Source organism: Crocosphaera sp. XPORK-15E (assembly GCF_034931425.1).
GTDB lineage: Bacteria > Cyanobacteriota > Cyanobacteriia > Cyanobacteriales > Microcystaceae > UHCC-0190.
In genome coordinates, this window is sequence record NZ_JAYGHQ010000019.1 from 40,532 (window position 1) to 62,896 (window position 22,365).

Annotated in this window: 22 protein-coding genes and 1 pseudogene; 12 read left to right on the top strand and 11 right to left on the bottom strand. The window is 38.3% G+C overall.

Features of this window, described 5'->3' with window-relative positions; translation table 11 throughout:
* Positions 1–8: 8 nt before the first annotated feature.
* Positions 9–1,937, top strand: a complete 1,929-nt coding sequence (locus tag VB691_RS20305) for an ABC-F family ATP-binding cassette domain-containing protein (protein ID WP_323293346.1) — start codon at positions 9–11, stop codon at positions 1,935–1,937.
* A gap of 41 nt (positions 1,938–1,978) precedes the next feature.
* On the opposite strand, the gene VB691_RS20310 is transcribed toward VB691_RS20305, so the two are convergent.
* Positions 1,979–2,395, bottom strand: coding sequence for a Fur family transcriptional regulator (locus VB691_RS20310; RefSeq protein ID WP_323293347.1), 417 nt, complete (start codon positions 2,393–2,395; stop codon positions 1,979–1,981).
* Positions 2,396–2,436: 41 nt separating this feature from the next.
* Positions 2,437–3,429, bottom strand: a complete 993-nt coding sequence (locus VB691_RS20315) for a metal ABC transporter solute-binding protein, Zn/Mn family (RefSeq protein WP_323293348.1) — start codon at positions 3,427–3,429, stop codon at positions 2,437–2,439.
* Between the two features lie 48 nt (positions 3,430–3,477).
* Between VB691_RS20315 and VB691_RS20320 the strand changes: the two genes are divergently transcribed.
* Positions 3,478–4,203, top strand: coding sequence for a metal ABC transporter ATP-binding protein (locus VB691_RS20320; protein ID WP_323293349.1), 726 nt, complete (start codon positions 3,478–3,480; stop codon positions 4,201–4,203).
* Positions 4,204–4,263: 60 nt separating this feature from the next.
* Positions 4,264–5,145, top strand: coding sequence for a metal ABC transporter permease (locus VB691_RS20325; protein WP_323293350.1), 882 nt, complete (start codon positions 4,264–4,266; stop codon positions 5,143–5,145).
* Position 5,146: 1 nt separating this feature from the next.
* Here VB691_RS20325 and VB691_RS20330 read toward each other — a convergent pair whose 3' ends face one another.
* Positions 5,147–5,659 carry a hypothetical protein gene (locus VB691_RS20330; protein ID WP_323293351.1) on the bottom strand — a complete coding sequence of 171 codons (513 nt, stop codon included), beginning with the start codon at positions 5,657–5,659 and terminating at the stop codon, positions 5,147–5,149.
* Positions 5,660–5,805: 146 nt separating this feature from the next.
* On the opposite strand from VB691_RS20330, the gene VB691_RS20335 reads away from it, so the two are divergent.
* A complete protein-coding gene (locus VB691_RS20335) occupies positions 5,806–5,979 on the top strand; it encodes a metallothionein (RefSeq protein WP_323293352.1) in 174 nt (57 codons plus the stop codon).
* Here VB691_RS20335 and VB691_RS20340 read toward each other — a convergent pair.
* From VB691_RS20340 to VB691_RS20355, 4 genes and pseudogenes are all read right to left on the bottom strand, one after another.
* Entirely contained in the window at positions 5,976–6,365 is a 390-nt protein-coding gene (locus tag VB691_RS20340) for a metalloregulator ArsR/SmtB family transcription factor (RefSeq protein ID WP_323293353.1), read from the bottom strand. The genes VB691_RS20335 and VB691_RS20340 overlap by 4 nt on opposite strands.
* 84 nt (positions 6,366–6,449) lie before the next feature.
* Positions 6,450–6,728, bottom strand: a pseudogene (locus VB691_RS20345) (porphobilinogen synthase); the annotation flags it as partial.
* 159 nt (positions 6,729–6,887) lie between these two features.
* Positions 6,888–8,549 (bottom strand): RluA family pseudouridine synthase, encoded by a 1,662-nt coding sequence (locus VB691_RS20350; protein ID WP_323293354.1) that lies wholly within the window; start codon positions 8,547–8,549, stop codon positions 6,888–6,890.
* Positions 8,550–8,560: 11 nt separating this feature from the next.
* Entirely contained in the window at positions 8,561–9,619 is a 1,059-nt protein-coding gene (locus tag VB691_RS20355; RefSeq protein ID WP_323293355.1) for a diguanylate cyclase domain-containing protein, read from the bottom strand.
* An 817-nt stretch (positions 9,620–10,436) separates the two neighbouring features.
* Here VB691_RS20355 and VB691_RS20360 point away from each other — a divergent pair.
* The 5 genes from VB691_RS20360 (at position 10,437) to VB691_RS20380 (ending at position 17,774) form a co-directional block, all read left to right on the top strand.
* Positions 10,437–11,054 carry a helix-turn-helix domain-containing protein gene (locus VB691_RS20360; RefSeq protein WP_323293356.1) on the top strand — a complete coding sequence of 206 codons (618 nt, stop codon included), beginning with the start codon at positions 10,437–10,439 and terminating at the stop codon, positions 11,052–11,054.
* The gene (locus tag VB691_RS20365) at positions 11,051–14,119 is read left to right on the top strand and encodes a peptidase domain-containing ABC transporter (RefSeq protein ID WP_323293357.1); all 3,069 of its coding nucleotides are present in this window, start codon (positions 11,051–11,053) and stop codon (positions 14,117–14,119) included. The genes VB691_RS20360 and VB691_RS20365 overlap by 4 nt, the downstream gene beginning before the upstream one ends.
* A 58-nt stretch (positions 14,120–14,177) precedes the next feature.
* Complete coding sequence (locus tag VB691_RS20370) at positions 14,178–15,737, top strand: HlyD family efflux transporter periplasmic adaptor subunit (RefSeq protein ID WP_323293358.1); 1,560 nt, start codon at positions 14,178–14,180, stop codon at positions 15,735–15,737.
* Positions 15,738–15,827: 90 nt separating this feature from the next.
* Positions 15,828–16,589, top strand: coding sequence for a peptidylprolyl isomerase (locus VB691_RS20375; protein ID WP_323293359.1), 762 nt, complete (start codon positions 15,828–15,830; stop codon positions 16,587–16,589).
* Between the two features lie 54 nt (positions 16,590–16,643).
* Positions 16,644–17,774 carry a hypothetical protein gene (locus VB691_RS20380; RefSeq protein WP_323293360.1) on the top strand — a complete coding sequence of 377 codons (1,131 nt, stop codon included), beginning with the start codon at positions 16,644–16,646 and terminating at the stop codon, positions 17,772–17,774.
* Between the two features lie 28 nt (positions 17,775–17,802).
* Here VB691_RS20380 and VB691_RS20385 read toward each other — a convergent pair whose 3' ends face one another.
* The 4 genes from VB691_RS20385 to dnaJ form a co-directional block, all read right to left on the bottom strand.
* The gene (locus tag VB691_RS20385; protein ID WP_323293361.1) at positions 17,803–18,090 is read right to left on the bottom strand and encodes a hypothetical protein; all 288 of its coding nucleotides are present in this window, start codon (positions 18,088–18,090) and stop codon (positions 17,803–17,805) included.
* Positions 18,091–18,571: 481 nt separating this feature from the next.
* A complete protein-coding gene (rsgA, locus tag VB691_RS20390) occupies positions 18,572–19,696 on the bottom strand; it encodes a small ribosomal subunit biogenesis GTPase RsgA (RefSeq protein WP_323293413.1) in 1,125 nt (374 codons plus the stop codon).
* On the bottom strand, positions 19,689–19,928 hold the full coding sequence (locus tag VB691_RS20395; protein ID WP_323293362.1) for a sulfurtransferase TusA family protein: 240 nt from the start codon (positions 19,926–19,928) through the stop codon (positions 19,689–19,691). The genes rsgA and VB691_RS20395 overlap by 8 nt, the downstream gene beginning before the upstream one ends.
* Positions 19,925–21,055 carry a molecular chaperone DnaJ gene (gene dnaJ, locus VB691_RS20400; protein ID WP_323293363.1) on the bottom strand — a complete coding sequence of 377 codons (1,131 nt, stop codon included), beginning with the start codon at positions 21,053–21,055 and terminating at the stop codon, positions 19,925–19,927. Before dnaJ ends, VB691_RS20395 begins: the two co-directional genes overlap by 4 nt.
* 178 nt (positions 21,056–21,233) lie before the next feature.
* Between dnaJ and VB691_RS20405 the strand changes: the two genes are divergently transcribed.
* The 3 genes from VB691_RS20405 to VB691_RS20415 are packed head-to-tail and all read left to right on the top strand — an operon-like array spanning position 21,234 to position 22,349.
* Positions 21,234–21,704 (top strand): hypothetical protein, encoded by a 471-nt coding sequence (locus VB691_RS20405; protein WP_323293364.1) that lies wholly within the window; start codon positions 21,234–21,236, stop codon positions 21,702–21,704.
* A 5-nt stretch (positions 21,705–21,709) separates the two neighbouring features.
* Entirely contained in the window at positions 21,710–22,024 is a 315-nt protein-coding gene (locus VB691_RS20410) for a nucleotidyltransferase family protein (RefSeq protein WP_323293365.1), read from the top strand.
* Positions 22,014–22,349, top strand: a complete 336-nt coding sequence (locus VB691_RS20415) for a DUF86 domain-containing protein (RefSeq protein WP_323293366.1) — start codon at positions 22,014–22,016, stop codon at positions 22,347–22,349. The genes VB691_RS20410 and VB691_RS20415 overlap by 11 nt, the downstream gene beginning before the upstream one ends.
* Positions 22,350–22,365: the final 16 nt, after the last annotated feature.

Here is a 22,365-nt window from a genome sequence, read left to right on the forward strand (position 1 = left end):
CTAGCTAGATGACAATTTTCACCCTACGATCAGTTAAGAAAGACTTTGGTATTAAAGAGATTTTAAAAGAGGCAACCTTTAGCCTTGATGAAGGGGATAAAGTCGGTTTAATTGGCACAAATGGGTCAGGAAAATCTACTTTATTAAAGATGATAGCAGGATTAGAACCCATTGATGGGGGTGATTTATGGGTAAACTCAGGGTCAAAAATTGTTTATTTACCGCAACAACCTAATTTAGACGAAAATTGTACGGTTTTAGAACAAGTTTTTGCAGACTGTGGGGAACAAATGGCCTTAGTAAGAGAGTATGAGGAAATTTCTCATAAACTAGCTCATAATTCTCAAGATACTGATAGTTTAATGTCCCGTTTGTCTCAAGTTACGCAAAAAATTGAAAGTTTAGACGCTTGGGATGTAGAAACTAACGCTAAAATTATTTTAAGTCAATTAGGTATTGAAGATTTTGAGGCAAAAATTGGAGATTTATCAGGAGGATATCGTAAACGAATTGCCTTAGCGTCTGGGTTATTATCGGAACCTGATGTGTTATTAATGGATGAACCAACTAACCATTTAGATGCTTTATCTGTTGAATGGTTACAAAGTTATTTAAACCGTTATCAAGGGGCATTATTATTAATTACCCATGATCGGTATTTCTTAGATAAAGTTACAAATCGTATCATCGAAATCGATCAAGGTGATATCTATCAATATGCAGGAAACTATGCTTATTTTTTAGAGAAGAAATCAGAAGCAGAAGCATCAGAAATTAGTAGTCAAAAGAAACACGCGGGAGTCTTAAGACGAGAATTAGAATGGTTAAAAAGAGGGCCAAAAGCTAGAAGTACCAAGCAAAAAGCCCGTATTGATCGCATTGGAGAAATGCGGGAGAAGGAGTTTAAAGAAGGACAAGGGAAGGTAGAAATAACGACAGCAAATCGTCGTATTGGTAAGAAAGTTATTGAATTAAATCAGATTAATAAAGCCTATAATGAAAGGGTGTTAATTAAAGATTTTACCTATATTTTTAATCCTCAAGATCGGGTAGGAATTATTGGGGAAAATGGGGCAGGAAAATCAACTTTAATGAATATTATTACAGGAAGAATTACCCCTGATTCGGGAATAGTTGAGATTGGCCCTACCATTCATTTTGGCTATTTTGATCAACATTCTGAAGACTTATTAGTTAATGAAGATCAACGAGTCATTGATTATTTAAAAGATGTGGCAGAATTAGTAAAAACTTCTGACGGAAGTGTTATTACTGCTTCCCAAATGTTAGAAAGATTTCTATTTCCACCGAATCAACAATATGCACCGATCCATAAACTTTCTGGAGGAGAAAGACGACGTTTATTTTTATTACAAGTCTTAATGAGTGCGCCTAATGTGTTAATTTTAGATGAACCAACCAATGATTTAGATGTGCAAACTTTAGGGGTTTTAGAGGAATATTTAGAGGACTTTAATGGTTGTGTAATTGTTGTTTCTCATGATCGCTACTTTTTAGATCGCACAGTTGACACAATTTTTGCTTTAGAAGATGGTGGAAATATTCGACAATATCCAGGGAATTATTCTGTTTATTTAGACTATAAAAAAGCAAACGAAGATCGAGCAAAAGAAGCGGAAAAAGCAGCACAGAAGAAAGCAGAAGTCAAGGGAAAAGAGCAATCTAAAACGGAACAAAAAGTTAAATCTAGTGAAGCTCGTAAACTCTCATTTAAGGAAAAGTATGAGTATAAAGAATTAGAAGAAAAAATTCCAAAAATGGAAGCCGAAAAAGAAGAACTTGAACAAATATTATATCGTAATCCACCAAGTGATTTTACAGAAATGCAAACTTTAACAGAACGTTTATCCCAATTAATTCAAGAAATTGATCAAGCTACCGAACGGTGGTTAGAATTAGCAGAACGGGATAGTTAATACTAGATCCGATTGAGAAAACCCATTGATATAAAATAACTTTAATCTTTATTAACAAGAGGTTGACAAATATCGCATAAGCCAAAAAATTCTAGGGTGTGATAATAAATTTGAAATTTTTGTAATTCAGATGACTGATGAACAGATTTTTTTAGGGGACAATCTACCGCTTCCAAGGGAACAGATCTGCCGCAGTTAATACAGTTCAGGTGATGATAATGTTCCGAAGCATGGGAATCGATAATCAATTTGTATAAGGATTCTCCTGTGGTAATAATTCTTTCTTGAACAAGTCCTTCAAGATGTAAGGATTTTAAATAACGATAGACTGTTGCTAGTCCTATTTTAAAGCCTTGCTGACGTAATTCAATATGTAATTGCTGTGCGCTAATTTCGCTGTCTATCTGTTGTAAAATCTCTAAAATTTTCTGTTGCTTTTTTGACAATTTATTAGACATATTGAACAATAAGAGTAAGATATAATGGATATTAATTTTTTTTACTTAGGTTGAAAAGGCTGATAATTTCCTTCTAGTCCTGTCACAATGGTTTGGGTATTAGATATTAACATTTTTTGATAACTATCTCCTGTGGTTCCTGCTTCTCCTAAGCCATCAGTATACAGTTTTTCTTCAGAAACTTTAACCTTTGCTTCTTTAGCAACGGTTTGAATTAACTTAGGATTGATTGAGGTTTCGGCAAAAATTGTCGGAACTTTCGTTTTTTCCACGTCCTTAACCAGTTCTCTTACTCGTGCGGCAGTGGGTGACTCCTCGGTACTAAATCCTCCTAACGCTCCTTCAAAGGCTAAATCATAAGCATTAACATAGTAACCTAATGCGTCGTGAGTCGTAACTAATTTGCGCTGTTCGACAGGAATTGTTGCAATTTGCTCTTTGATCCAGGTGTGAATTGCCGTTAATTCTTGGCTTATTTGACGCTGATTGGTTTCATACTGTTGAAGATAATTCGGCTGCAATGTCCCTAATTGCTGGGAAATGACTTGTACCATCTTAATGCCATTTTTCCCATCATGCCATACATGGGGATCAGGAACACTTTCTGTTGCTTGATGGAGGTGTTCTTGTTCATGTCCATGATTATGTTCTTTCCCCATTAAAGGCTGAGTGACAGCTTGTTCATGAACAGCTATTTTAGGGGCAGAATTATTACTTGCATTGATTAATTTAATCAAACTAGCATCAAAATTATAACCCCCATATAAGATCAATTGTGCCTGATCGATGGCCTGACGATCCTCTGGAGTTGGTTGATAAACATGAGGATCAACTCCTGCCCCGACTAAACATTTGAGGTTAATGGTTTCTTGGGCAACCTGACTGGTTAAATCACACAATACGCTAGTGGTTGCTACCACTAAGGGACGATTTTCTTGGGTAGAAAAGGTCTGGTTAGAATCTTGGGGTTGAGTGGTGGTACAACTCACTAACCCGATAATTAAGGCGCAAGGAATTAGCTTCTGACTTAACATGAGTTTTTCGATCCTATATGATAATGATAATCATTTTAGTTTAAAATTATGTTAGAAGTCCAACATCTCGTCGTCAACTACCGAGGAGTAGTAGCGGTTGAGGATATCAGCTTTTGTTTAAATTCTGGGGAGATTGTCGGGATTATTGGACCAAATGGAGCAGGAAAAAGCTCTTTAATTAAGGCTATCTTAGGATTAATCCCTATAAAGCAAGGAAGTGTCAAATTTCGTTCTCGCGCTTTATCTCGGCAGTTGGCAGAAGTCGCTTATATCCCCCAAAGAAACCAAATTGACTTGGATTATCCCATTACCGTGCATAATATAGTAAAGATGTCTAGAATTCGTCATACAGGTTTGTTTCGCTCAATTTCTCCCCATTCTAAAAAGATGGTTCAGGAGGCTTTAATGCGAGTGGGAATGTGGGAATTAAGAGATCGTCCCATTGGAGAGTTATCTGGGGGACAACAACAACGGGTTTTTTTAGCCCAAGCTTTAGCCCAGGAAGCACAATTATTCTTATTTGATGAACCCTTTGTCGGGGTTGATAAAAAAACTGAGGCGATGCTTTTTGACATATTTGATGAGTTAAAATCATCGGGGAAAATTTTATTAGTGGTGGGCCATGAATTAAGGGAAACAGCAAGGGAATATGATCGGTTTTTATTGATTAATAAAACCTTAATTGCTAATGGTTCTCGAAAGGAAGTTATTACAGCCGAAAATCTTCAACAAGCTTATGGGGATAATGTTATTTTTTTAACTCATAGTCCCTAGGACTTAACTTATAAATTATCCCCTAAGATCTATATCCACCCATTCCCAGTTAAATTAGTCATGGTTAATTTTTTACTTGAACCTCTAAGCTTTGAATTTATGAGAAATGCCCTAATTATTATTATTTTATTAGGGATTCTCTGTGCTGTAACTGGTAGTTATTTAATTGTACAACGCATGGGATTATTAGGAGATGTAATTGCCCATGCAGTGTTACCAGGATTAGCGATCGCTTTTTATTTAGGGATAGATATTTTTTTAGGGGCATTTATTTCAGGAATGTTTAGCACCTTGGTTATTTCTTGGATTCAATCTCAATCTAAAATTAAAGTTGATGTAGCAATGGCTTTAGTCTTTTCAGGATTTTTAGCATTAGGAATTATGTTAATTACTTTGTTAAAAAGTAAGCTTGATCTTCATAGTTTTTTATTTGGTGATATTCTTGGCGTAACTGAAAATGATGTTAACCAAACCTTGATAATTGTTCTATTTGTTGTTTTATTTATCAAGCTTTTTTATAAAGAATTATTGTTTTACACTTTCAATCCTTGGGGCGCACAAGCTATCGGATTACCTGTTAAATGGATTCATTTAGGGTTAATTTCTGCCATTACTTTAACCATCATTGCTAGTATGAAAGCAGTCGGGGTTGTTTTAGTGGTTTCATTATTAGTAGGGCCAAGTATTACGGCTTATTTATTGGTAAAAGAACTCCATCAAATGATGGTGCTTGGAGCAATATTAGGCAGTTTAAGCGGCATGATAGGAATTTATATTAGTTATTACTTAAATGTCCCTTCAGGGGCAGCAATTGTGTTAGTAGTAACCGGTTTATTTTTATTAGCTTTATTAGTCAGTCCCTCCCAAGGAATTTTAACTCGTCCTGAAGTAATTTATCGAGGTAAAAAGCTTTTATATCAATTAACAAAATCAAGTAAATAATTTATCCAAATCCCCGACCTCGATAAGATTTTGCTAAAATGAGTAATTCTCCATTTTGTCCGCCTGCGGCTAATTTTAGCCCCAAGGGATGCCATGCTAAACTAGAAAATCCGGCGGATACTCCTTCTAGACGTTGACTTAATTGTTTGGCTTTTTTCCATAGTAATAATTGTCCATCTTCTCCTACTGAACCCAATAATAAACTATTAGGCTGAAACCCTAAATCTGTAATAATATCTTCCTGGGCAATTAATCCCCATGAAAGCCAACCTTCCTCATCATTTTTTTCTTTCTTCCAGACAATAATTTCCTCTAAACAAGCAACAGCTAATAAGGGGGCAATTCCTGATGTAATATTTGACCAAGCTAAACGACGAATTTTTCCCCCAAACCCTGACATACGCCAAGGAATTTCCTCTTGCCAACGCCAGACTAATACCGTATTATCTAAACAACTAGCAGCTAAATATTCTCCATTATGTGACCAGGTGATCCCAGTACAAGCGGCAGCCATTTCGACTAATTCATTATTTTAGCGCATTTTTCAAGAATAATAATCAATCTCAACAGAAATAAAAGTTTATATCTTAACACCTGAACAGGTATTCAGGTGTTAAGATATAAATAACAAGCTCTGTTAGCACTAAGGAGATATTAATCATGACAGCAACCACCGTTTCCCAAATGAAATGCGCTTGTACTTCTTGTGTTTGTATCGTAAATCTCAGCGATGCAATCCAAAAAGACGGCAAATACTATTGTTCTGATGCCTGTGCGACTGGGCATTCTAGCGGTGTAGGGTGTTCTCATCACGGATGTGAATGTCACGCCTAGTCAGTTTCCTCAAGGTGTTCTGCAACAGATTGATACAATGCTAAAACATGATGATCTTGCAACGAATAAAACACCTTGCGTCCCCTTTTCTCATATCTAACTAAACGCATGGCTTTAAGAGTTCGTAACTGGTGGGAAACAGCAGATTCAGTCATATTCAAGATGTTCGCTAAATCACAAACGCATAATTCTTGATGGGCTAATATAGATATAATTCGTAAGCGATTTCCATCTCCTATTAAACTAAAAAACTCGGCCATGCGTTGCGCTTTTTCAACACTGAGAATTTTATGTTGAAGGACTTTTAGAGGTTGAGTTTCCAAGGTATGAGGTTGGCATATCAGGAGAGCATCAGACTCAGTAGAAAGAGTTACGAATGTTTCCATAGAATTATTGTTATTTTTAATAATTTTGCCTAAGTTTATTCTAATGTTTATTATAACTTAGGAGCCAACCAATCCCATTAGTTTTTACTGCAACATTAACGCCACTTCCTTAGCAAAATAGGTCAAAATCAAATCAGCCCCGGCCCGTTTCATACTGGTCAAGGTTTCAAGAATCACTTTTTTCTCATCAATCCAACCCTGTTGACCTGTCGCCTTAATCATGGCATATTCTCCACTAACATTATAGGCAACCACTGGCAAATGGGTATAGTCCCGCACCCGACGAATAATATCTAAATAGGCTAAAGCTGGCTTAATCATTAGTAAATCGGCCCCTTCTTCAATATCTAGGGCTATTTCCTTTGTTGATTATTGGTTAGAATATGGTTGAGCAAGGGTTTAGTTCTTTGGGTTGGGATAACGTCATTGATTAAAGAGAGGGTGACTAAAACTCAAAATGATAATCGTTCTCAAATTTTAGCACAGGAGGACAACATTCAAGTTATTGGTATGGAATTATATTTAAAATGGTGTGTCTACCTTTAACTGAATCATTTTTTGTAACTGAGGATGTTCAAATTTAATCTCTCTTGCGTGTAAATGTAAGCGATTTTGATTATCATTATTTCCATAAAGTCTATCCCCTAAAATTGGCATTCCTAACCCTTGAAGATCAGCACAATGAACCCTTAATTGATGAGTTCTTCCCGTAACAGGAATTAATTCAACACGACTATAATTTTCTCTTTTTCCTATTACCTGAAATTGGGTAATACTGGGTTTTCCTTTGAGAAAATCTACTTTTTGATAGGGGCGATCGCTAGGATCTCCCCATAAGGGTAATTCAATGATACCTTGATTAATTAATAAAGAACCTGATAAAATAGCTTCATAAGTTTTAAATACTTTTCTTTGGGCAAATTGTTGAGTTAGTTTGTGATGATTTTTTGAATCTTTAGCTAATAAAAGAATTCCTGAAGTATCTTGATCTAAACGATGAACTGCCCTCAAATTTTCCCCAGAGGCTAATAAATTTTTAAAACGACTTAAAACACTATCTTGATTATTACTATAACGTCCTGGTACTGACAGTAAAGCCGCAGGTTTATTAATGGCAATTAGCCATTTATCCTCATAAATTATCTGGAGATTATTATCAATTTCGGGAGAATATTTCGGAATAGTAGTATCTGATAAACCTGATAATAAAAAACCCATTAAAGGTTGACAGCGTTCCCGACAGGGGCCATAAAAATTTCCTGGTATTTTATCCCCCAAAGATGGCCCCCACCAAAATTCTGCCATAGCGAGGGGTTTTAGATGATGTGTTGCTGCATAATGAAGTAATTTTGGGGCGCAACAGTCTCCTGTTCCCGTCGGTAAACCATTGGGTAACAAATCTTGTAAAGAATAGGATTTTTCTGCAAAATTAGTGATACTATAAACGGCGTGCATTTGCGCTTGTAATTGACGGGATAATTGTTTTCTTTGTTGTTTTAATTGGGTGATTTTTATGGCTGCTGTAGTGATGTTTTCCTGTAAAGATTTTAAACTTTGATACTGTTGTTGTTTGAGTTGCTTTTTCTCCCATTTATCTCGACGACTTTCTTGATTAAGTTGTTCAATGGCATTGTTTAATTCATCATTTTTTAAGCTATTTAAGCATAACTGACGCTGTTTTTGTCTTTGTTGTTTACGCTGTTGATGAACAATAGTTAAATGGTCTAAACGAGTTTGCCATTCTTGAAATAAAGTCTCATATTCTTGTTTTTCTTTGGTGGTATCTAAGTTAATAATTTGCTGTTTAATTTCGGCTAATTTAACTAGAGTTTCCGCTTCTTGTAAGGCGACTTTTTCACGCCCAGAAATAGGTTGAACCCACCCAGTAACACAACTTTGACTATTTAATAACCCTGAAAATGCTTTTAAAACTCCCGGTTGTTTTGATGGGGTTTCCACTAATAAGATGCCATACATTTTACCTTCCAGAGAATAACAGCTATCTTGGGCTAATTGTTTCATTAAACCAACAGCGATCGCTTCAGCTAGGGCCGTGCGAGGGAGTCTTAAAATTTGTTGAGTTTGGGGGCAAAATCCTTCATACCAATCATTAATTGGAGAGTCAATAATTGCTCCTTGATAATCAATAAAATCCGATAAACAATGAAATTTTAAAGAGTCCATTGACCAATTTATCAAAAATTATCTTCCTTAATGACCATTTGATTCTCTCCTTGATTTTGTGCTTCTAATAAAGCGCGTTGTGCTGTGTTTATTAGATCATGATAATAATTTTGATTATTAGGAATAGTTGTCGCAATACCTAAATGGACAGAGAGGGGGAAAATGAAGTTATCGCTGGCTAAAATCAAGTCATCTTCCCAGGAAAGAAACCAATTTAAAAATCTCTGGCCGACGACTCTCGCTCCTTCCCCATAAGTGTTAGGTAAAACTGCCGCCCATTGGTTATTTTTATACTCTCCTGCAAAGTCTCCTGGCCGCTTCAGGATATGAGTTAAACCTTCAGCAATCTGTTGTATCATTTGAGCTATTAAGGCACTTGATTGATTGGTTTCTTTGAAGGAAATTTGACATAATATTAGGGATAAATCTCGCTTTTCACGGGTCATGCGCCGCCATTCTTGCTCCAAATGGTAATTAAAATCAGAAAGATTATACATAAGAGCTACAAAGTCCGAGTTATTTTCCTGAGCTTGAATTGGAGATAATCGAGTTTCTTCAACAATTACTAAATTCTGGGAAACTTCTAGAAAATTGATATCAATGATAGATTGTTCGTCTTCCTCAACTATTTTATGTTCTTTTACCAGTTTTTTAGCGAGAGAATAGCTGATATTTTCACCCTGTCTAGCTCGGTTGAGAGCTTGATAACGGACGGTTTCTGGGGTTGAGGGAGCAGCTAAAACATAAAGAGCAGAGGGAGCAATTTCAACTTCTTGGAGTTCTTCAATTTTAAACATCTGACTGACTTGCATAAATTTGTTGGCGGTGGAAATACTCCAATCAAATTCCGTTTTTAACCAACTGCGAAATTGTCCATGTTGTAATTGTTTCTTGATTTTGCATAAATTATCCCCAATTTCTACAATGTCTTGAGCGCAGCGACGCAGTTTATTTTTGATATCAATGGTTAATTCTTGAATCTGCTCTCTTGTCTTTTGATTCAATTGTTGATAGTCAAATTGTTTGGTTTCAAAAGTTTTGGAAGTAACATAAACTTTATTTTCCGGCATAGATCTGCTCCTTGTCCAATTTTTTCGGATTTTCTGATATCCATAAACACCTCTAATTCGTCCTTGAATGATGAGTTTCCGGAGAATAGACGACTAATAAAACAAATTAATCCAAGATTAAGTATTAACTTATCTTAGCAACTTGCTTCTCTCGGTAACTCGATGGAATTAGGTATATCAGAGTTTGGTTAGGGAGTTTCAGTGTTTATATTTAGTCTATCTTTGTCTATACTTCAACAGATTTGAGGTTACAGAAAATCTTTACTTAACTTATTATTTGCCTCAAACTGTAAATCAAGATGGAAGGTGATGGGCAAAGACGAAGTAGACTATATACCAAATCGATCTTTCTGAACCGATTGTACCAAATTTACCGATTGATGTAAATGAAACTTCATTAAAAATAAATATCTCTAGGTTGTTTCCTGCTATGTAATTTATCAGATTTTGGTGGATATTTTGGAGATAGCCACGCTTTCTTTGGAAATATCCACCAAAATCTGACAATATTGGTAAAGCAATAAATGCGTAAAATTTACACATTTATTTTCGATTAAACATCAAAAGGGAAAACAAGCTTTTGTGCATTTAGATCAAATTATTGTACAGGATCTGAAAATTTGATCTTGAATCTCGATTATTAGAGGATTATTCTGTTGATTTTTCTAAAAATATCAATATATTAATTAACAAAATAACTCTTGACAAATCCCTAGGAAGTAATTAATACTTTAGAAGGGCATAAATATGTTCTTTGAATAAATTTAAAATTCGTTTAACTTACAAATTGTGAAGTACGGAGTCAGGGTTAAAACCCATGAAATATCCTATGACATTAAATCAACAGAAAGAGATTGAAAGAACAGATAAAACAGCAAGTCAGTGTTTAACTCTCTTTCAAAAAAAACTATTACTTCAAGCATTGGAAAATGAGTTACGCTCTGAATATCGCCGCCGTATAGAAATTATGTTATTGGCAGATACAGGATATTCTCAGTCAGAGATTTGTCAACAATTAAAATGTTGTCATGAGACGGCTCGTTATTGGATAAAAGTCGCTCAAACGGGTCAAGCTCATCATTGGAATGACCATCCCATCGGACGACCAAAACAAGTTAGCCAGCAGTATCAACAACGACTACAAGAATTAATTAATCATAGTCCTCGTGATTACGGATATTCATTTCATAGCTGGACAGCAGAATGGTTAAGCAAACATTTAGCTAAAGAATTTGGCAAAAAATATAGCAATCGTCATGTGTATAGACTTCTCAAAAAAATTGGAATTTCTAGTAAACAAATAAAAGCAAATATCAGGGACATAAACCCAGAAAATAATGCCAATATTGTCATTGAACCCCTTCAACCATCCTACCCAAATAAGTTAGTAGATTTTTGTTTTTTACAATCTGATGATACTGGATTTATATCATGAAATCTTCTTCAGCAATGTCACCTGAATTTGAGCAGAATCTCCAACAAATTTTAGGACAAAAATTACCAGAAAAAGAGCTTGATAACTGTCTCAAGCAAGTTAAGATTTTAACTCCCCCATCTGGACAACTTTTCTGGCAATCTTCAACCCATGAAAAGGGTATATATATCCTAATCAAAGGAAAAGTTAGACTCCTAGACGAGCAAGAAAACTTATTAGTGACTCTAGGGACTGGTTCATCATTTGGAGAACTAACTCTGTTTCCCCAAGATAGTTTTCAACCCTATTTAGCCAGAGCATCCATTAATCTTAAAATCTACTATCTTGATCAAGATTGGGCATACAATTTATTGGCGCATTATCCTACAATAGAAGCCCATCTGCACCAGCAAGCTATTCTTCAAGATCTCCTGTTATTATGCCGTCAACATCCATCCTTGAACCATACCTCTCCTAAAGAAATACGGGATATCTTAAGTCTATTAAAACGGCATTCTTTCAAAGGAGGAAAACTCCCTAACCCTTTACTTAAAGATGCTAAATTGTGGCTGGTGCGTCGTGGGGAATTGCAAAATGAGTCTGGGAAGCTTTTAAGAACTGGCGATATCAACATTATTGGCCAAGAAAGACCGCCAGAAAATTGGCAAATTATTCAGCCAACAGAACTCTATAGTCTTAATCACAGTGATTGGCAAAAAGCAGTTGAACAGGTGCCTCAACTTCAGGACATTGCCCCCACCTCGTTACAGAGCAAGCCCACAAATCAAGTTTTTTCCCTCCCTAACCCTAGAGAATTATCAGAGATTTCTGATAGTCCACAAACTTCTAAACATCAAGCTCAAGCCCACATTCGCCGCGCTTATTTTCCCAGTCCTACCCTACAAGTGACCCATTGGTGGCAGCGAGTTACCCGACGTTATCCCACCTACTTACAACAAAGTGTGACGGACTGTGGGGCAGCTTGTTTGGTAATGATCGGTCGTCATTGGGGCAAAAACTTTAGTATTAGCCGTTTACGGGACATTGCTAACGTTGATCGTAACGGGTCTTCCCTGCGGGGGTTAGCGGCGGCAGGTGAAAGTATGGGGTTTGCCACCCGACCGATCAAAGCCAGTTTAGATAAACTAGCCGAACAGTCCCTTCCGGCCATTGTCCACTGGGAAGGAAATCACTATGTTGTTGTCTACGAAATTGGACGAAAGCAAGTGATTATCGGAGATCCTGCCATTGGTCAACGAAGTTTAACCCTGAAAAACTTCCAAGCAGGGTGGACAGGGTATGCCCTCCTGTTGCAACCGACAGTGGAGATCAAAAAATCCAAGGAAGCGACCCAACCTCTGTGGCAATTTTTTGAATTAGCTAAACCCCATAAATTAGTTTTGGCAGAAGTTTTTATTGCCTCTATTTTCATTCAGATTTTTGGGCTAGTCACCCCTGTTTTGACCCAATTATTACTCGATCGCGTGGTGGTACAACGCAGTAACACCACCTTAATTGCAGTGGGGTTAGGGTTACTGATTTTTGGCTTATTTAAAGTCGCCATGTCGGGACTGAGACAATATCTTCTCGATCACACCGCTAACCGAGTAGATATGGCCTTAATTGTTGGATTTATCCGCCATACCTTCCGACTGCCCCTAAGTTTCTTTGAGTCCCGCTATGTGGGGGATATCATGTCAAGAGTGGGGGAAAACCGCAAAATTCAGCAATTTATGACAGGAGAAGCCCTCTCGGTCTTTCTTGATGTTCTGACCATGTTTGTCTATGCAGGGGTTATGTTCTGGTATAGCTGGAAATTAGCCCTATTGGTGTTGGTGGTGTTACCCCCTATTGTCTTGCTAACCTTAGGGGCAACCCCATTTTTAAAGCGAATTTCTCGGGAAATTTTCCAGGCAGTAGCAGCGGAAAACCGTTATCTCATTCAAGCTTTGACAGGGGTAAGGACAATTAAGTCCATGGCGGTAGAACAAACCGTCCGTTGGGAATGGGAAGATCATCTACACAAACTGGTTAAAACGCGATTTACTGGGCAGATCATTGGCAACCGACTGCAAATACTCAGTGGAATCATGCAAACAGTCTCCACCACTGCCTTGCTGTGGTATGGGGCCTGGTTGGTGATTAACAATGAAATGACGATTGGGCAATTAGTCGCCTTCAATATGTTGATGGGCAACGTCATTAGTCCTTTCCAACGGTTAGCGGGGTTATGGAATCAGTTGCAAGAGGTTGTCATTGCCGTGGAACGCATTAATGATGTTCTCGACAGCGAACCCGAAGAAGACTTACACCATCAGCTACGACAATTTTTACCAGCATTGCGGGGGCATATTCGCTTTGATCACGTGACCTTTCGCTACCACCCCGAAAGCGATGTCAATGTCTTAGAAAATCTCAGTTTCGAGGTACAACCAGGTCAGATGATAGCCCTGGTAGGACGTAGTGGGTCAGGAAAAACTACCATTTCTAAGCTCATTTTAGGACTCTATCCCCCCACCGAAGGCAATGTATTGATTGATGGTTACGATATTACCAGTTTGTCCTTGCGATCGCTGCGTCAGCAAGTTGGGGTGGTTGATCAAGATACCTTCTTGTTTGGGGGAACCATTCAAGAAAACATCAGCCTTGGTTGTCCAGAGGCCACCCTAGAAGAAGTGATAAAAGCGGCTGAAATGGCGGGGGCTGACAAGTTTATTAAACAACTGCCTATGGGCTACGAAACCCGCATTGGAGAAGGGGGCGGCTTGTTGTCTGGCGGACAACGGCAACGGTTAGCGATCGCCCGCGCCCTATTAGGAGATCCTCCCCTGCTAATTTTTGATGAGGCTACCAGTCATCTGGATTCTGAATCGGAACGACTGATACAAACCAACTTAGAAACCCTCTTGAGAGATCGTACCTCAATTGTCATCGCCCATCGCCTTTCCACAGTACGGCGCGCCGATCTCATTCTGGTCTTAGATCAGGGGGTATTGGTGGAGAAGGGAACCCACGATCAATTAATTGCCAAACAGGGAACCTATTTCTATCTCAATCAACAGCAATTAGCGGGAATTCCGACCTAGATCTCTGCCCTTAATTCCCCAAAATTAAGCCTTTTTTTAGCTATTCGGAGACAAAACTATGACTAGTTCCTACGACTTCAATAATAATCACAAAACTCCCCCATCGGGTTCCACCACCGCACCAACTCCCATTACTAATTATCAACCCCTTCCCCCTTCGACTCCTCCTATCCCCTTAAAAGATCCCACTGAGGATTGGTCTTTAGCCACCAAAGACATAATCGATACCTTGCCCCAGGTTTGGACTAGGGGGTTACTGTATCTTTTAGCAATTTTTGCTGGGGTGATTTTGCCCTGGTCAATGTTGGCGAAGGTGGATGAAACAGGAGAGGCGAGGGGAAAACTTGAACCCAAAGGCAACACCATCGACTTGGATGCCCCCGTAACAGGCAAAATAGCGGTGATTAATATTAAAGAGGGAGAACCCGTTAAAGCTGGTCAAGTCATCCTTGAATTGGACTCTGAGTTAGTCAAAGCGGACCTTCAACAAGTTCGACAGAAACTGCAAGGGGAAATCAATCGTTTAGCCCAATTGGAGATCCAGAAAAACCAGTGGTTGATGGCAGTACAAACCCAAGGCTTACAAAATCAGTCCCAAGAATCAGAAAAACTGTCCCAAGTCGATCAAGCAAAGCAACATTTAGAGTCTTTAAGGGCTTCCTATGGCTTGCAACGGGCTGAAAAAGAAGCCAAAATTGCCCAAGTTAAACAAGCGATCAATGCCAGCGAAGCATCCTATCGATTAGCCAAAGTCCGTTTAGAAATGGATCAAGAAAAACTCCCTCGATATCAGAGAGTTTTTAAAGAGGGAGCTATTTCTGAAGACCGATTTCTAGAGGTGGTTGCTTCTGAAAAAGAAAACACTGAAAACCTAGCTAAAGCTGAATCAGAAATTGCTCAAGCTCAGTCTGGTCTGTTGGAGCAGCAGGGCAACTACGAGACAATTTCCCATGAAGCGGCTTCGGAAATTGAACAGGCTGTATTGAGGTTACAAGAGCAAAAAAGAAGCTATAAAACCATGGTGCATTCTGGGAAATTGGCGTTATTAAAAAATCAAGAACAACTCAAAAATGTTGAAACAGAAATTATGAAGATTCAATCTTCTATTGCTGAAAATAAAAGTCAGATTACTTCTTTACAATTGCAGTTACAACAACGGGTGTTTCGCTCTCCCATTGATGGGACAATTTTTGAGATGCCAACCGATGAACCTGGACAAGTGGTGCAACCGGGTGAATTAGTCGCTCAAATTGCTCCCAAAGGTGTTCAGTTAGTGCTTCGGGCCCAAATGCCATCTTCCGAAAGTGGTTTTATGAAAGTGGGAATGCCAGTTAAAATCAAACTTGATGCTTATCCTTTCCAAGAGTATGGCATTTTAGAAGGACGTTTAGATTGGGTTTCTCCTGACTCTAAAGTTCAAGAAATGAAAGAAGGTAACTTGGAAACTTATGACATTAAAGTAACTTTTGATAAGCCCTATTTAGAAACTAAAGGGGAACTCATTCATCTCATTCCTGGTCAGGGTGCAACCGCAGAAGTTATTGTGCGTCAGCGTCGGGTAATTGATTTTGTTCTTGATCCCTTTAAGAAGTTACAAGAAGGGGGCTTAGAACTTTAAATTAATCCTGAATTTTTATGGTAGACATTGTCTACCCTAGTTGTTCCTAAATAACCATCTTCTAATTATTAATTACAAGAGTTTTTCATCATGTCAGAACTTATCATTTCTCTCGAAAAAGTCATCAAACAAGTTAAGTTTTCTTATCAATTTACCCCCATTATTGAAGGAATAGCGGCTCGTCAAATTGTAGCTACGGTAGCTCAAGAAAAAGGAATTAAAGTTGAGGCCGAAGAACTGCAAAAAGGAGCCGATAGCATTCGACTAGCTAACCAACTTTTTAAACCAGAAGATACCTGGTCTTGGTTAGCAAAAAATGGACTTTCTTTAGATGAATTTGAAGAATTAGTCCACCATCAAATTCTGGCATCAAAGTTAGCAATGCACTTATTTTCTGAGCAAGTAGAACCATTTTTTGTCGCCAACCAACTTAATTGGACAAGAGCAGCTATTTATGAGGTTGTTCTCGATGATCAAGATTTAGCTATGGAATTATTTTATGCTCTCAGTGAAGAAGAAATTAGTTTTCCTGAAGTAGCACATCAATACATCGAAAATCCTGAAATTCGTCGTGTGGGAGGATACCGAGGACTCCTTAACCGTAAGCAACTTAAACCGGAAATTTCATCGGTTGTTTTTGCAGCAACTCCCCCCCAAATTCTTAGACCTATTGTTACTTCTGTCGGGGTACATGTAATTTTAGTTGGGGAAATTATTCCCCCAAAATTAAATGAGCAATCTCATCAGCAAATCCTAGGAGAGTTATTTAATCAATGGTTAAAAACAAAAATCTCTAAGATTGAATTAATTGATCAAACAAGAGCTTTAGAAAAATTGAGTTCTGCTGATTGATTAGGTAATTAAAGTATAACCCCCCGAAACAAGGGGGTTGGATAAATTTTTTTCATGAAAACACTTACTAAAAACCTATTATTATCTTTCGGTGTTATCGCTGGAAGTTTGACAAGTATCGTTACTCCTAGTAAGGCTGTAACTCTCGCTAAAGCACAAGGTAGTCTTGAATTTACGAACTTTAGTCATATCCCTCAAGAAGTGGCTACATTTCAATCAGCTTTTGCTTATATTTTAACACAGGAGGAACAGAATTTGACTGTTGTTACTTCAACACCTATGTTTGTTACAGGTTTATCAAATATTTTTTTTCACCCATCTTCCACCAAAATACCTGCTAATCTAATCTCACTTCCTGGAGTAAATTTAGTTACTGCTCCGTTAGGGTTTAACTCAGTTTCTGGTTTAACAATGGGGAGTAATCAATTAGTTTATTCTAGCTTAAACCCAGAGCAACTTCTATCTGTTAATTTAAGTTCTCAAAGTCTAGTTTCTGTTAGTAATATTCCCCATATTGTCTCAACCACTGGTCAATCTGCTTTTAACGCAACTTTTTACTTAGAACCAGAAGACAGATTTTCCTTTGATTTTAACTCTTATTTAAACTTAGAAACTGACCATAGTTTGCCTTACATTGAACAGGCAAAAGTAGACGAAGAACAGGTTATCTATTTTTCTGCTTATCCTGCTGATATGAACATTAATAATGAGTTTTTATTTTTCGCTTTTTATCCTCACATGAAAATATCTGCTAGTAATTCTAACATCGATGTTGGCTTATTACAAATAGACGGGCATTTATCAGAGGATAGCAATTACTCACTAGAAGTCAATGGTAATGGAAATCCTTTAAATTTTTCAGACTACTTCAAATTTGAACAGAACCAAAATTCAGAGAATAATTCTCAAGGAATATTTCAATATGTTGCCGAACAATCTACTATTATAACGGTCGCAGCCTATATCTCTAGTAATGCTTTCTCAAGTCATTTTTTCGTTCCAGAAGCCCTGCCCTCCAAACAATCTGTTACAATTTCTGAACCCTCGATAAGTAAACCACTATTTTATTTTTGTATAATGGTTTTAGGGGGGAAATATACAAGAGTAGTTTTCAAATTACTCTTGTATATTCCAGGTATTGATTCATTCCAGAGAAAGTTAGTTTCTATGAAGCATAAAAAGTAACCTTCCTTTTAATTGTTAAATCAATCTATTAATATGCGGTGGGATACTTAACAGGAAGCCCAAAGAAGCTACCAACTCCACCTAATAAGCCGGGAATGACAATACCTCCATATCCACCGTAACCTATAGCAGCACCTAATGCTGGACCGATGGAACTTGGGCCACCTAAGGGAGTAAAGCCAACCAGTAGTTCAAAGGCAGGGGCAGCACCAAAAAGGCTATCAATTATACTACCACCGATAACGGTAGTAATTTCAGCAGATTCCATTTCAGCTAAGAAGCTAGGACGTAATTCAAGAACAGCGATAGAAGCCATGATATTTACTCCAAGAAAATCAGAAATTGTCAACTTTGTTTAAACTCGGAATTGAACATTTATTTGTTAATTCCTAACTCTTATTATTATTGATTTTTCTGGTATCGTCAATATTTTTAGCCCATTAAAATGGTTCACAACTAGAGTAATTATGTCATGTTTTTTGGTAAATATTTTATTTTAAACAGTCTTTTTGTTCTAGTCAGTGACCGAACACAAACAAAAAAATAGGACAAGGTTAAAAACTATTAAAGAGGTTGAAACGCTCTACTATTCTTGGTTTCCTGTCACTAATTCCCTAACTTAACAGTTAACTGTATAATTTTGTCCGACTACTTAAAGGGGATAATCAGCTTAGGACATAAATCAAGGAATTATGTCTCAATCAATTGACAACTCTCACCGTTAACTAAATATTGAGTGTTTTGGTAGGGTCAATTCATGAATTGACCCTACGGGCAGTGCTGGTGCGTAAGTCCGGTTAATCCGTATCTTCTTCTTCAAGCTCTTTTAAACTTTGATTTTCGTACAATTCCTGTAAGTTTTGCTGTTTTTCTCGACGGGAAGACCGACGATATTTTTTGCTTTCTAATTTAGGTTCATAAGATTCTTGACCTGCTCCTTTTATTTTTAACTTTAAAGTTGATTCTTTGTCCCCTATTTTTTGGTTTGATTCTTGTTGAGATATGGCTTCTTCTAAAAATTTTAAATAATGGTCATACCGTTCCCAATTTTGTTCAATAACACAGTTAGGTTCACCACGATGTAAACAGTCTTTAAACTGACAATTTCCCTGTTTTAACGGTTGCTTAGCTTCAGGAAAATACTCAATTAATTGGGGTGGATTACACTCTAAATTAGGTTGATTAAATCCAGGTGTATCTGCAACTAATCCCCCTGCTGGCAATTCAAATAATTCGACGTGACGGGTAGTATGACGACCTTTTTGCAATTTACCAGAAACTTTATTGACCCGTTGTTTAATATTAGGAATTAATGTATTAATCAAACTAGATTTACCAACTCCTGATGGCCCTGCTAAGATGGTAATTTTATCCCGTAAACAGTTTTTAAGCTCATCTAATCCTTGTCCTGTCATCGTACTAATAAATAACGGATTATAGCCCCATTTTTGTAGACGTTCCTGCCATTCTTTTTGTAGAGTAGATGGCATTAAATCAGCTTTATTTAGACATAAACATGAGGGTAGATTAGTGGACTCTGCTTTAACTAAAAAACGACTTAATTGCCAGGGTTCTAACGGGGGTTCTTCTAACGCAAATACTAAGAGAATTTGGTCAGCATTGGCCACGGGAGGCCGGGATAATTCGGTTTTGCGGGGTAAAACTTGGGCGATCGCACCTCGTCCATCTTGATAGTCCGGTTCTTCAACCATCACGCGATCGCCTACCATGATATTTTGACCAATTTTCTTTAAGCGAGTGCGTCGGGTACAGAGTAAATGGGAGAGTGGGGAACCATTTTGATCCTTTAAGGTGTGATCTAAACGTACCTGATAAAAATTAGCCTGTACTGCTACCACTGTCCCGAAAATCTCGAAGACAGGAGGAATGGAAAATTGGTCTGTTGGAGTCACATCATGCACGACGCACTTTAAGAGAAAAGAATGTCTGACGATCTTCAATGGTTTCAATGTGATACCCTTCCATCGTCAAACTGTCGGGAACCTGTTCAATGGGTTCTCCTGGATCTAACCATACTTCCAAGACCTGATCAGAGGACATTTGCTCTAATTTTAGTTTAGTGCGAACGAAGTTAATGGGGCAGGGGGTTCCCCGTAGATCCAATAAAAAGACTTCAGCAGTAGGGAGGTTCATTTATGGAATAAGCCTCCTAAAAAGCCTTCTATTCCCCCTTTACCGTGACTATGACCCTTAATATGGGCTAATTTTTCTAAAAGTTCCCGTTCCTCTGCATTGATCCGGGTGGGGATATCAATTGTAATGGTGATCAGATGATCGCCCCGCATAGTTGCATTTCCCAGTTTAGGAACCCCTAAATTTTCCATGGTTAACACCGTATTGGGTTGAGTTCCTGCGGGAATGATTAATTCTTGTTCTCCATCAACGGTATTGACAGGAACGGTACATCCTAAAATTGCTTGCAGATAACTGATAGTAATTTCAGAATGAATATTCATCCCATCGCGGGTAAATTCTCTGTCAGGTTCGACATAGAGATAAACGTAAAGATCCCCAGATGGGCCACCTCTCACCCCTGCATCTCCTTCACGGGACACTCTGAGACGGGTTCCGTTATCAACCCCCCCAGGAATGGTGATTTTCAGCTTTTTGGTTTCTTGTCTACGTCCGGCCCCACCACAGACTTCGCATTTTTCTTCAATTACTTCTCCACTGCCGTTACAACTGGGACAGGCGGAAACTTGGGCAAAACTGCCAAAAGGGGTACGGGTGGCGCGGCGGACTTGTCCTTGACCGTTGCAAGTGGAACAGGTACGAGATCCGGTTCCTGGTTTGGCCCCGTTACCTTTACAAACTTGACAACTTTCGAGATGAGGGATGCGAATTTCTTTTTCTCCCCCAAATACTGCTTCACGGAAGTCTAATTTGAGGTCGAGGCGTAAATCATCCCCTTTACTGGGGCCACTTCGACGGCGTGTGGTTCCGGTTGTTGCACCACCTCCAAACCCACTAAAAATGGTTTCAAAGATGTCGGCAAAACCTCCCATGTCGCCCATATCGCCGTAGTTGAAGCCTCCCGCGCCACTGACTCCTGCTTCTCCAAACTGATCGTAACGACTACGAGTTTCTGGTTCGGATAGCACTTCGTAAGCGCGATTAATTTCTTTAAAGCGTTCTTCGGCTCCTGGTTCTTTGTTAACATCAGGATGATATTTCCGCGCTAGACGGCGGTATGCTTGTTTTAGGTCTTCTTTACTGGCGTTACGGGCAACCCCAAGAGTTTCGTAGTAGTCACCTGGCATAGAGCTTTGATCGAGTAAGTTGTGCGGTTGAGTTGAGTGATTGGCCTAGTGTTACTTTAGCAAATTATTGTGAAGAAAACATCAATAAGAATTCTTTTTCTCTAAAATGTAGATGACTTGAGTTTTGCTAATATTCCATACTGGGTCTGGTTTTGAGGCAAATAAGGGAGATTGAATCATGAGTGATCCATTAACCGCAGGTTTACTTGTAACCTTGCCTGTACAGGAATTTGTCAAGTCTGGGACGGAAGATTTGACTAAACGTTTTACCGCAGAGGCGATCGCAAAAATTCCTGTATTATGGGGCAAGATTAAAGCCCGATTAACGGGAAAATCTCCTAAAGTTGATGAGGCATTGGTTAAAGTGGAAGGGGGCGACAGTGCGGCCATTGAAACTATTACTAAAAATCTTGATGTGGTGTTGGATGACGACCCCATTTTTGCTGAGGAATTACAACTTTTAGCCAAGGACATTAAAGCAGGGGAACTCAGACAAGTAGGATTAGAAAATGTTGAGGCGGGTGAATTAGATGCAGAGGTTGATCAACAGGTAAAGGGACAACCAACGGCTAATACTGAACAAATTGGAGCAACTGGGTTGAAAGTTACGGGAAAAGCGACGATTAAAACTAAGCAAAGTATTGAGTAGAATTTATGAAACTGGCTATTTCTTTGCCAATGGAAGAATTGCAAACATTTTGTCAGCATTGGCAGATTCAAGAATTGGCAGTGTTTGGCTCAATTTTACGGGATGATTTTCGTCTGGATACAAGTGATGTGGATTTTTTAGCTGTGTTTGAACCTTCTTGTCGTTGGAGTTTGTTGGATAGAGTACGCATGGAAAGCGATTTAGAAAAGTTGCTTGATCGTCCAGTGGATTTATTAGACAGAGAAGAAATAGAACAGAGTCCTAATTGGTTACGTCGTCAAACTATTCTTAAATCAGCCAGAATTATTTATGCCGCGTGATCAAGAAACGCTTTTAGATATTGTGCGATTTGCTCAAGAAATTCTCGATCTGACAAAGGGAATGGATGAGGATACTTTTGCTAAAAATCGTCCTACTCAACTGGCTATATTGTATGAAATTGCTGTTATGGGAGAAGCTGTTAAACGACTTTCGCCAGAGTTTCGAGCTAATCATGGGGCGATTCCTTGGAAAGAAATTGCAGGAATGCGAGATAAGGTGATCCATCAATATGATCGCGTTAAAATTGCAGTGGTTTGGCAAGTTATTATGGTTGATATTCCTTTTTTACTTCGGCAACTTGAACCTTTGTTACCTCAACCATGACTTAAAATTTTAGGCA